This is a genomic window from Streptomyces sp. 378, assembly GCF_030124145.1.
Lineage (GTDB): Bacteria > Actinomycetota > Actinomycetes > Streptomycetales > Streptomycetaceae > Streptomyces.
The window spans coordinates 42,027-54,269 of record NZ_JASKMS010000025.1 but is presented as its reverse complement, the minus strand read 5'-3'; the positions used below and the strand labels follow the sequence as shown (position 1 = coordinate 54,269).

The 12,243-nt window shown below is 67.6% G+C and carries 5 protein-coding genes; all 5 read left to right on the top strand.

Annotated features, from left to right (window positions below):
- Positions 1-51 precede the first annotated feature (51 nt).
- Positions 52-279 (top strand): hypothetical protein, encoded by a 228-nt coding sequence (locus tag QNO09_RS28435; RefSeq protein WP_283973109.1) that lies wholly within the window; start codon positions 52-54, stop codon positions 277-279.
- Between the two features lie 174 nt (positions 280-453).
- Positions 454-5,217 (top strand): DEAD/DEAH box helicase family protein, encoded by a 4,764-nt coding sequence (locus tag QNO09_RS28430; RefSeq protein WP_502962356.1) that lies wholly within the window; start codon positions 454-456, stop codon positions 5,215-5,217.
- A complete protein-coding gene (locus QNO09_RS28425; protein ID WP_283973108.1) occupies positions 5,214-7,115 on the top strand; it encodes a UvrD-helicase domain-containing protein in 1,902 nt (633 codons plus the stop codon). The genes QNO09_RS28430 and QNO09_RS28425 overlap by 4 nt, the downstream gene beginning before the upstream one ends.
- Entirely contained in the window at positions 7,112-10,369 is a 3,258-nt protein-coding gene (locus QNO09_RS28420) for a helicase-related protein (RefSeq protein WP_283973107.1), read from the top strand. The genes QNO09_RS28425 and QNO09_RS28420 overlap by 4 nt, the downstream gene beginning before the upstream one ends.
- Positions 10,366-12,228: a DrmB family protein gene (drmB, locus tag QNO09_RS28415; protein ID WP_283973106.1), complete on the top strand. Its 1,863-nt coding sequence runs from the start codon at positions 10,366-10,368 to the stop codon at positions 12,226-12,228. The genes QNO09_RS28420 and drmB overlap by 4 nt, the downstream gene beginning before the upstream one ends.
- The last annotated feature ends 15 nt before the right edge of the window (positions 12,229-12,243 follow it).

Sequence of the window (12,243 nt, the reverse complement as noted above, 5' to 3'; positions counted from 1 at the left end):
ACCTGCGCGCGACACCACCCCTGTGCGAATCGACGACCCAACATCACGGGGGTGTATCTCTTCATGGATGAAACGGACGAGCAGAGCTGCGGCGACCACGTCAACTCCGACCGCGAAATCAGCGCCTTCCGGACGGGCATTCTGCTGGCCAAGAGCAAGGCCGAAGCAGCGATGGTTCTCCTGCGGTTCGACCTTTCCGATGACGATTTCATGTCCAATTTCCCTGGATTGGCCAAGAAGGTTCAGGAGCTGCCGGACGACGCCTCCGTCTCCGACTGATGCCGTGGTGCAGCCGGGGCATTCGGCGTTTCCTCCATTCCTCGCAACTGCACCGAACCGCTCGAAGGCGCTCGCTGCGCCACATCCAGCTATGCCGTACGAAGGTGATGGTCGGCTGTGCCGAATCCACAGCCGGCTCGTCGCCCGACCCCTGACCCGAGGAGTGCAGGAGCAGTGTCGTCTTCGTCCCAACCGGTGATTCAAACCGTCCTTGAACAGTCCACCCGCGTCCTGCAGACTTACGCTGTCGACCCCGGCCTCGTAGCCGAGCACGCCAATGGTGAGCGCCGTATCACTCAGGGTGGCTACGGTGACCGTCAGCTTTTCGAACTGGTCCAGAATGCGGCCGACGAAATCGCCGACGAGCCGGGGGGAACAGTCCATGTCGTTCTCACGGACAGCCATTTGTACTGCGCAAACGAGGGCAATGCGGTAACCCCAGAAGGCGCTGAGACAATTCTTCGAATGAGTATGTCGAAGAAACGTGGAGGCCAGATCGGCCGCTTCGGGGTCGGCGTGAAATCGGTGCTCGTAGTGACCGACACTCCCGAATTCTTCAGTCGCACGGGGAGTTTTGGGTTCGACCGGGCCTGGTCGTACGAGCAGATCAGGGCCGTCCCTGGTGTGACAGCGCGCTACGGATCGGAGTTCGACGCCCCGGTCCTGCGCATGGCTCGCCCACTCGACGAGTCGGCCGAACGCGCTGCCGACCCGGTCCTGCACGAGCTGTTGACCTGGGCGACCACCGTCGTTCGCCTGCCCCTGCTTCCGAAAGCCGACGACCGCCTGGGTCGGGACATGCATGGAGGGCGGGCCAAGAACCACGGCGAGCCTCGCGAAGAATTCCCGATCGGCTTCCAACTCTTCTCCCCGCACGTCGCGAAGGTCGTCCTGGAGGACCGCCGGCCCCGGCCCATTGCCCGCCGTGTCCTGACCGCACAGCAGGCCGGAGACCTGCACACCGTGGTCGAGGAGCGGACCGGAAAGGCCGTGGCCACCGAGCGGTGGCGCGTGTTCACCACCGCCCACGAGCCCGGTCCGGCGGCCCGCGATGACGCAGGAGAGCTGCACGACCGGCTCTCGCTCGAACTCGCCTGGGCCGTACCCGCACTGGAGAAGGATCCGGAGAGCGGCTTGCACGTCAGCCCGCGCTCGCGCGGTCGCGGCAAGTTCTGGTCCTTCTTCCCGACCAAGTACGAGGTGTCGCTCAGCGGCATTCTCAACGGGGCCTGGAAGACCAACGAGGACCGTCAGAACCTGCTCGATTCCTCCCCCTTCAACCGGGAGATGATCAAGGTGTCGGCGCAGCTCGTCGTCGGCTCTCTGCCCTCCCTGGCCCCCGCCGAAGACCCGGCCGCCTATCTCCCGCTGCTGCCCGGCCGTGTCAAGGAGGCCATCAGCTGGGCCGACGAGTTCCTGACCCGGGAGATCTGGGATCGCACCGCGGACAGTCCGTCGCTGCCCGACCAGGACGGCGTCCTGCGTGTCCCGACGAAGCTGCGGGTCCACCCTCGGCTCGACAGAGATCTTAAGAAGTTGTCCGGTTGGCTCCGGATGTGGCACGAGTGCCCCGGGCGCCCCTCGAACTGGTTGCACCCGAGCGTCGAGGCGGACCCCCTGCGCTCCGGCAAGGTCGAGCACATTCTGACGGCGGCCGGACACGGGCGGACGGATGTCCGCGAATGGCTCGAGGCCTTGGTCGAGAGCGGCACCGCCGAGGCGTCGGCCGTCGCCATCCGCATTCTCGCCGACATGATCGAGGTCCGCTCTCCCTACGCCGATGAGGCGCGCAAGGCCCGCATCGTGCTGACCGAGGAGCACGGTCTGGTCGCCCCCGTGCACGGCAAGGTCTTCCGCCGTGCCGATCAAGGTGGGCTGCGCGAGTCGCTCGTGTATGTGGTCGACGAACTGGCCCAAGACCTCTCGCTCATGCACTCGCTCAATGTCCTGGGCATTCGGGAGGCCGATGTCGAAGGTCGGTTCTTCAGCGTTCTCGACCAGGGATTCGACCACTACACCGAGTCGGACTGGGAGCGGTTCTGGGAGTTGTTCCGCCAGGCCGGATCCCGTCGAGTGGCTCACAAAGTCCTGGAACGGGTACCCACGCCTCGCTCGACTCTCCGCGTGCGGACCGCCGATGGACGGTTCCGACCGGTGGAGAACTGCATGCTCCCGGGTGTCGTCGTCGACGCCAAGCGCGACCCGAGCATCGCCGTAGACATGGCCTTCCACTCCGACGACAGTCCCTTCTTCTCCCAGGTCGGCCTGCAGGAGCGGCCGACCGGTGGGGTGCAGCCCAAGGCGGACGAGGCATGGTTCGAGGAGTACCGCGCAGCCGTTCACGCCGCCTGCCTACGCGGTCTGGACACCCGCGCCCCCCGTCCGACACTGAGCCGCATGAAGGTCGAGGGCGCCGCGATCGGTGGCCCGCTCCATCTCTTCCCCGCGCTCTCCGAGGAATCACGTGCGGCTTTCCTGAAGGCGCTGCCCGATGACGCCGTGGTGGACAACTGGACCCGGCAGATCGGCGCGCAGACCAACACCCGGCAGGCGGTGGCCTCTCCGATCCGGTGGATGTTGAGGAAGTACGGCACGGTCGCCACCTCCCAGGGGATCAAGCCTCTGAGCGAAGCCGTCGGCCCTCAACTCGGCGCACATCGCGACGTGCTGCCGGTCGCCGACATCACACCGGAGAAGGCCCGCAAGCTACGGCTCCCGGCCACCGTCGATGAGGTTCCCGCCGACCGTTGGAACGCGCTCCTCGACGAGGTGTCCCGCAGCAAGGACGATTCCTTCGTCGGTGCCACCTACGTGATGCTCACCCGTTTCGGTGCCGACTTCCCCGAGGACTCCCTGACCCGTTGCCGGGTGGGTGACACATGGGACACCCGCCCCGACGAGGAGATCACCCTCGCCGTCAATGCCGCCGAGTACCGAGCGCTCCGTGCTGAACAGCTGCCCGCGCTGCTCGTGCCGACCGCCGAGGACGCTGAGCTGATGGTCGAGAAGTGGGGCATGCTCCGCTATGCCGACGTGATCAGCCGGGAGACCCGAGAGGTGGCCGAGGAGGACCCAGTGCCGCTCGTCGAGCTCTATCCGGCCCTGCGCCAGCGGTTGCACACCGGTAACCGCAACAGCCTGGTGCAGCGCTGCACCGAGTTGGAGGAGATCACTCGTACGCCCAACGGCACACAAGCTCTTCCCCTCAAGGCGATCAGTCAGAACGGCACCGTCAAAATCCGCGTCCCGCTGGACCCCGAGCCGATGCTGATCCTGATCGACCGCGAACTCGGGCTCGGTCTCGGAGCGGCCGGGTGCCGAGCCGTCCTGGAGCATCAGGAACGCATGGCCCGGGACAGCGCGATGCAGGCCGCACGGAAAGCCGTACGCGAGGCGGAGGACGTGGTCGACAAGATCGAGCTGCTGATCGGGGCAGAGGCGCTGCGCGCCGGACTCCCTGAAGGGTTGATGGACGCCGAGCTGCAGGCGGCCGACGGCGCGGAGCCGTCCGGACGGCGGATCGCGCAGATGGCGTTCAACGCGCACGGCGACGGAGTGCTTCAGCAGCATGCCCGGGACATCCAGGCGCGTTTCCCCGACGCGCCGGTCGGCTACACGGGTTCGTCGGCCGCCATCGCCTTCGTATCGGAGCTGAAGCTGCCCGTCGCGTTCGCCGGTTCGAGGACTCCGTCCCCGCCCGCGTTCGAGACGGTCGAGGGCCCTCGGGACTTCCCCAGCCTTCACGACTACCAGGAAGATCTGGTCCGGAACATCTCGACCATGCTCGACCGGCTGGCTCCGCAGCGCGGCATGCTGTCCCTGCCGACCGGCGCCGGCAAGACTCGGGTCACCGCCGAGGCCGTGATCCGCTGGGTCAAGCGGTTCGGCGATCTCAAGGGTCCGTTGCTGTGGATCGCACAGACCGAGGAATTGTGCGAACAGGCCGTGCAGAGCTGGAAGTTCGTGTGGAGCAAGGTCGGCGCGGAGCGTCCGCTCACCATCAGCCGACTGTGGAGCAGCCACGAGGTCGGCAACGTGGTCGATCACCCCCACCTGGTGGTCGCCACCGATGCCAAGCTGGAGCGGTGCCTGGGCACCGATCAGTACGCCTGGCTGCGACAGGCGGTACTGGTGATCGTGGACGAGGCACACACCGCCATCTCCAAGCGGTACACCGAGATCCTGGGACAGTTGGGACTCACCCAGTACGAGACCGGGCGGCATCTGCTCGGCCTGACGGCGACGCCGTTCCGCAACACCAACGAGGAGGAGACCCGTCGGCTGGTCAGCCGCTTCGGCAACCGCCGTCTCGACGAGGGCGTCTTCCCGTCCGGGGATCCGTACCGGGACCTGCAGGACTGGGGGATGCTCGCCCAGGTCGAACACCGCACCCTGCAGGGCGGCAAGATCGAGCTGACCCGGGACGAGAAGACACACGCCGACCGCATGGCGATGCTCTCTCGCTCCGCCGAGCAGCGGCTCGCCGATGACCACGAGCGGAGCCGTCGCATCGTGGACGAGGTGGCCGCTCTGCCGGCGGGCTGGCCGACGCTGCTCTTCGCCACCTCGGTGGATCACGCCAAGTACCTGGCGGCCATGCTCAACGACAGGGGCATCCGATCCGCGGCCGTCGACTCGACCACCAGCGCACAGGACCGTCGCACTCGTATCGAGAACTTCCGAAACGGCCGCATTCGTGTGCTCACCAACTACGGTGTTCTCACCCAGGGCTTCGACGCGCCGGCCACCCGTGCCGTCGTCGTGGCCAGGCCGGTCTACAGCGCGAACGTCTACCAGCAGATGATCGGTCGCGGCCTTCGCGGACCCCGGAACGGCGGCAAGGACAGCTGCCTGATCCTCAACGTCAGCGACAACATCGAGAACTTCGACACCCAGCTCGCCTTCACCCAGTTCGAGCACCTCTGGAGCCGTTCGTGACCGACGCCTACCTCGACAGTCCTCCGCTCACCGAGGAGCAGCGGGCCGTTGTGGAGCAGCCTTGGGACGCCCGTGTCCTGGTGACCGCCGGCGCAGGGGCCGGCAAAACCCACACGCTGGTGCGCCGGCTCGACGCACTGTGCGGGCACGAGGAACCCGAGGAGGCTCTGGAAGCCTCCGAGATTCTGGTGCTCACGTTCTCCCGGGCGGCAGCCCGAGAGCTGCGGGAGCGGATCACCCGGTACGGTGAGCGTGCGCGTCGAGTGCGGGCGCAAACCTTTGACGCCTGGGCATACAGCGTGCTCCGGCAGGCTTACCCGGACAACGACTGGGGTACTGCCTCCTTCCCGGAGCGGATCGAGGCCGCTGCCCGCGCGGTCGAGAAAGGAGCGCTGGAGGCCGGCGACACAAGGCCCCCCGCGCACGTGGTCATCGACGAGGTTCAGGACCTGCTGGGCAACCGTCGGGACCTTGTGGAGGCGCTGCTCGACCGCTATCAGGAGAGTTGCGGCTTCACCGTGGTCGGTGATGCCGCCCAGTCCGTCTACGGCTTCCAGATCGCGGACCTCTCCGAACGTGCCGACGAGACCGGCCGGTTCTTCGACTGGCTGCGCGCCTCGTATCCGGACGACCTGGTCGAACTTCGCCTCACCAAGAACTTTCGAGCGGCCACCCCGGAGGCCCGGCTGGCGCTCGCCCACGGGCAGCGCCTGCAGAACGTCACGGATGCCGACGAGGCCGCAACCCTCTACGAAGAGATGCGCGAGCTGCTCCTCGACCCGGCGAACGGCATGGGCGTCCTCACAGACCCGTTCACCCTGGACGCACTGCGCGGTTTCCCCGACACCTGTGCGATTCTCACCCGCGACAATCGGCAAGCCCTCATCGTCTCGGAACTGCTGCACGGGCACCGTGTGGACCATCGGTTGCGGCGTCCGTTGGAGGATCGCCCGGTCCCGTACTGGGTTGCTGAGCTGTTGCGCCGCACCGAGTCCACAACACTGTCCGAGGATCGGTTCCGCTCACTGCTCATCCAGATACCCCTGCCGTACGAGCCGGACCCGGAAGCGATGTGGACCGCGCTGCGCCGGGCCGCGCGAGGCCCGGGACGAGGTGTTCTCGACCTGGACCGGCTGCGTCGCCTGGTTGCCGACTGCCGCTTCCCGGACGAGCTGGCCGATCCCGAGATGGCACGCATCATCGTGTCCACGGTGCATCGGGCCAAGGGCCTGGAGTTCGACCGAGTGATCGTGCTCGCCCCGCCGACCGTCGCCGAGTTGCAACAGCAGTTCAAGGAGGAACTGGACCTCCCGGCTGAGGCTCGCGCCCTGTACGTGGCCCTGACGCGAGCCCGTCAGGACCTGTATCACGCGGATCGCCCCGAACTGCCGATCTTCAGAAGGGTTGGGGGCAGGACCAACGGCCGGAGGTTCCTCGGCGGTTGGAGACCGTACGACCGCTACGGGATCGTCGGCGAGTCCGGTGACGTGTGCGCGGACAACCCTGCCGGCCACGAGACCGACGCCGTGGCGGCCCAGTCCTACCTTCTGGAGCACGTCGCCCCCGGTGACGAGGTGGTGATACGCAGGCGCCATGACCTGCCGCTCGGCGAGTGGCAGAGCCCCCCGTACACCCTGCTGCACAACGGGAGGGAGATCGGGGAGGTCTCGGAGCGGTTCCGACAGGAGCTGTTCCAGGTGCAGAAGGTGAACCGCACATGGGACCCCTGGTGGCCCGACGAGATCCACGGGCTTCGGGTCGACACCCTGGAGTCCGTCGCGGGCAGCACTGCCGCCAGTGCCAACGCCGGCCTCGGTGACCGGGGCGTCTGGATCGCGCCCCGGATCACCGGGGCCGGAAGGTACCGACGGGCCGACGACGAGGAGCAGCGCGCATGAGCGACACGGAGAACCGGCACGCCGAGCACTACCGGGTCCGAGACGAGGAGCTGCTGGCTGGCCTCCGTCGCGAGCTTCTCGGCCCGGCTCCCGACGCGGCTCCTGAAGACCGAGCGGAAGTCCTTGCAAGGGATGCCCCCATCGACCGATACCTGACCGGTGTCCTCTACCCGAGGTCGGCGGACGACGCAGCCGAGCAAAGGATGCGCGAGGACGAGGCGGAGCACGAGGGGCTGGACATGCCCCCGGTGCGCACCCGGGACAACATGGAAGAGTCCGGGACGGCACAGGAGGTCGGCGCCGCCGGAGCGCGCCGGCCCTCCTCCATGGGGCTCACGTTCGCGATCGACCCGACCATAAGCGATTCCGTCGTGGTCCACGTACGGGCAGCCGCATACCGGCCCACGGACGCGGACGGCAACCCTGTCCCCGCCCGTCGCGCCGAGGCCCGCACCACCTCTGATCAGCAGGAGCACTGGCGGCGCGAGGAACTCCCGTTGCCCGACACAACGGTGGACGTCACCACACCTGCCCCCGACCTGCGGTTCGAGTTGGCCAACGGCGTCGCGCTGCGCGTCAACGTTCGGCGGCCCGACGCCGTGATGCGAACAGTGACCGTCACGGTGACCCTGGTCAACACACACAGGGTCGGCGAGCGGGAACTGCAGGACGCCTTCTCCCTGTTCCAGTGCGGGCTCGTCGTCCGCGCGGCCGACGGATCCAGCGCCTTTGTCGAGCGTCCAGCCCTCGACCTCGCGCACGATCCCGAAGTCGCCACCAGCCGCCTGCTGCACCGCCATGCCCCGACCTTCGCCGTCGGGCACGGCTGCGCCGCCGAATGGGACTGGACGCCGGCGCCGATCGGCATAACGGACTCGAGGCGAGCAGGTGTGCCCGAGGTGCGCAGCGAGTTCGTCCCGACCGTGGAGGTCCTGCTCACCGACTCGAACCCGGAGATCGACAGCTCCGCCCTGTCCATGCTCGGTCTGGCCGAGCGCCCGGACACGGAGGTTCTCGCCGCGCTCGAAGCGCTCGCTGCGGGCTACGAGCAGTGGATCGAGCGCAAGCAGGCCGAGGCCGATGCTCTGATCGGCAGGGCCTACGAGAATGCCGCCCGCGACCAGGTCGACGCCTGCCGCGAGGCGTTGGGCCGGATCCGCGAAGGCATCGATCTACTGCGTGGCAAGCCCGACCTGATGAGGGCATTCCGACTGGCCAATCAGGCCATGGCCGACCAGCGTGCACGCAGCGCCTGGGTGAAAGGCGGCCGCCATGGCTCCCCCGAGCCTGCCGAGGGACGCTGGCGGCCGTTCCAGATCGCCTTCGTCCTGCTCTGCCTGGCAGGCATCGACGACCCCGAGCACCGCGACCGCAAGATCTCCGACCTCCTGTGGTTCCCCACCGGTGGTGGCAAGACCGAGGCGTACCTGGGTCTCATCGCGCTCACCTCCTACCTGCGCCGCATCCGACTCGGTGCGAACGGCGGTGGCGTCACCGTCCTGATGCGGTACACCCTGCGCCTGCTCACCCTTCAGCAATTCGAGCGCGCCACGATCCTGCTCTGCGCCATGGAACGGATGCGTCGCGACAAGAGGGCGGAGCTGGGCTCCGAACCGTTCTCGCTCGGCATGTGGGTCGGTGAGTCGGCCACTCCCAACAGGCTTGAGGACGCGAGCCACCAACTTGCAGCACTGCACAAGGATCTCGACAAGCGCCTGGCAACGAAGAACCCCGTCCAGTTGCACGCCTGCCCTTGGTGCGGCACCCGTCTGGATGCCCGCGCCTACAAGGTCGACGAGGACGCCAAGCGCATGCACGTCCGCTGTCCCGGGGCAGACTGCGACTTCGGGGAGGGCCTGCCCGTCCACCTGATCGACGAGGCGGTGTACGACGCCCGACCGACGCTGGTCATCGCAACTGTCGACAAGTTCGCTTCCATGCCATGGCGTCCGGCCACGGCCGCCCTCTTCAACAGGGACGACCCGAGCGACCGCATCCCTCCGCCCGAGCTGATCGTCCAAGACGAACTCCACCTCATTTCCGGACCGTTGGGCACGCTCACCGGTCTCTACGAGACCGCTGTCGACGAGCTCGCCGGGCGGCCCAAGGTGATTGCCTCGACAGCGACCATCCGACGCGCCGCCGATCAAGGTCGCAGCCTCTTCGACCGCGAGGTCCGCCAGTTCCCGCCTGCGGGCCTGGACTCCCGAGACTCCTGGTTCGCGGTGGAGACCCCGCGCGAGGACAAGGCGAGTCGACGTTACGTGGGGCTTCTGGCGCCCGGCACCAGCCAGTCCACCCTGCTCATCCGCACCTACGCGACTCTGTTGCACCGAGCGAAACGGGCACAGTCCTCGAACGAGGTGCGCGACGCCTACTGGAGCCTGGTGGGCTACTTCAACAGCCTCCGACTGCTCTCCGCGGCCGAACTCCAAGTTCACGACGACGTGGTGGCGTATCTGGAACTGCTCGCGGCACGCGAGGGGACCACTGTGCGGAACCTCGACAACTACTCGGAACTGACCAGCCGCATCGACGCAAGCGAGATCCCGGCCCGTCTCAAGGGAATCGAGCGAAAGCATCCCGATCCTGACGCCGTGGACGTCCTCCTGGCCACCAACATGATCGCGGTCGGCGTCGACGTGGACCGGCTCGGCCTTATGGCCGTCATGGGCCAGCCGCAGACCACTGCCGAGTACATTCAGGCCACAAGCCGCGTCGGCCGCGCCCATCCAGGTCTGGTCGCCGTGATGCTGAACGCAACCCGCTCACGCGACCGCTCCCACTACGAGAACTTCCTGCACTTCCACTCCGCGCTCTACCGCGAGGTCGAATCGACCTCCGTCACGCCCTTCTCCGCCCGCGCCCGCGAACGCGGACTGCACGCGGTGATCGTCGCCCTGACCCGCATCATGATCCCGGAGGCTCGTCCCAACGAAGCCGCAGGCGGCGTCGATTCATACGCGCACCGCATTCGCGACGAGATCAAGCCTGTCCTCCTCGATCGAGTCCGGGCCGTCACTCCCGAGGAGGCCGACGCCGTCTCCCGTGCCTTCGACGAGTTCCTCGACTGGTGGTGCGACGAGGCCGACATCCACAACGGTCTGCTCTTCGAACCGAAGAGGGGAAAGCGCACACCCTCCCTTCTGCAGCCGTACGACGACGAGGCCGAGAACGCCGAGGCCTGGCCCACCCTGTGGAGCCTGCGCGATGTCGATGCCGAGTCCGTCCTGTTCATGGAGGCCACCCGATGACCCCGCCCCCCGCACGCCGGCGCCGCTCCAGCACGAACGGCTCTGCGCCCGCCCACAACCTCCCGCGTCGCGGTGCGGTCCGTCGCGCCCAGGTGATCACCACGTACGGTGTCGGTTCGCTGATCGCGGTCGACCACGAGTCCTTCGTCGTCTCCGGCCTGGACGGGGCCGATGACCACTGGAGCACGGACGAGGCACCGCGCATTTATGAGCGTCGGCTCGCTCGCATCCTGAAGGTCGAGCACTTTCGTCTGCCGCCCGCGTCCGACGAGTACAGCAAGGACGGCATTCGGGTGCGCCGCTTCCCGCTCATGCACTCCTGCCCGGAGTGCAACGAATTGCGCCGCCATCGTGACTTCAACCCGCCGCCCGGCAAGAGCCTCTGCGGCACCTGCGAGGCGGATCTGGTTCCCTCCCGCTTCGTGGTCGCCTGCGAGGCCGGCCACCTCGACGAGTTCCCGTACTGGCACTGGGTTCACCGCGCCGCGGGGCGCGGCACGAAGAACGCCGGCCAGTGCGGCGGCACCCTCGGGCTGCGCACCTCCGGACGGAGTTCCTCGCTCCGCTCGATCCTCGTCTCGTGCAGCTGCGGGGTGCCGGACGTGTCGATGGAGGGCTCCTTCCGCAAAAGTGCGCTCAAGGATCTCGGTCTCCGTTGTCGGGGCACCCGACCGTGGCTCGGCACCTCTGTTCCGGCGGAGAATTGCAGCCGCACCGCGCGCACCCTCCAGCGCGGTTCCTCAGCCGTATGGCAGCCGGTCCTGAAGTCCGCGCTGTCCATCCCGCCGTGGAGTGACGGACGGGCGGACGCGCTTGCCCCGTACTGGGACCGGCTTCGCGACCTGGACAGTCGAGCGGAGGTGGAAGATCGCCTCAAGTTCGTTTTCGGGGAGGACATTCCGGTACCCATCGACGAAGTGATGGCGCTACTCGCCGCGGAACGTGAGGAAGATCCCGCAGCCAACGAGGTGCGCTCTTTCGACCATCGCTACCGTGCTCTGCGTAACAAGGAGTACGAGCGCCTCCGCAGTGGCAACGACGAGCGTGAGCGCTCCCGCAACGAGCAGTTCATCTGCGAGACTCCGCTCACCTCTCCAGCCACTCTCGACGGCACCGGCGTCACCGGCCCCATGCTGGTCAAGAAGCTGCGCGAGGTCCGCGCGCTCAAGGCGTTCACTCGACTCGCCGATCCCAACTCTGCCACCGAGGCGTACGAGGCCGCACTCTCCGACACTCGGTTGAACTGGCTGCCGGCCATGGAGGTGCGCGGCGAAGGCGTCTTCCTGCGCCTGGCTGAGGATCGGCTCGCCGCGTGGGAGAAGCTCGCCGCTGTGATCGACCGCGCTGAGCGCGTTCGCAGTGCCCACCAGCGGCTCATGGAACAGTGGGCCTCAGATCCCACTGAGGTTCAGCCCTCCCCCGCCTCCCCCCGCATGGTGCTGTTGCACACCCTGGCACACGTGTTGATCAATGAGTGGAGCCTGGACGCCGGCTACCCGGCCGCAGCCCTCCGCGAACGCCTGTATGCGGACGCGGAAATGGCGGGCCTGCTCGTCTACACCGCCACCAGCGACTCCGCGGGAAGCCTCGGCGGCCTGGTGGCCCAGGGCGAGCCCGAAAAGCTGGCAGGTGCGATCCGGTCGGCGATCCGCCGGGCCTCCTGGTGCTCCGCCGATCCCCTGTGCGTCGAAACCGAGGCCTCCGGCACGGGCGGGACGAACCTCGCCGCCTGCCATGCCTGCGTGATGCTCCCGGAGACGAGCTGCGAGCACAACAACATCCTGCTCGACCGCGCGCTGTTGGTCGGGACCCCGGAGGATCCCGAGGTGGGCTACTTCTCAGAGGTACTGCACCACTGACCACCGGCTGCCGGG

Excerpts from the sequence above, each read along its gene's own strand:
- QNO09_RS28420 (WP_283973107.1), top strand. The coding sequence starts at position 7,112 with ATGAGCGACACGGAGAACCGGCACGCCGAGCACTACCGGGTCCGAGAC.
- drmB (WP_283973106.1), top strand. The coding sequence starts at position 10,366 with ATGACCCCGCCCCCCGCACGCCGGCGCCGCTCCAGCACGAACGGCTCT.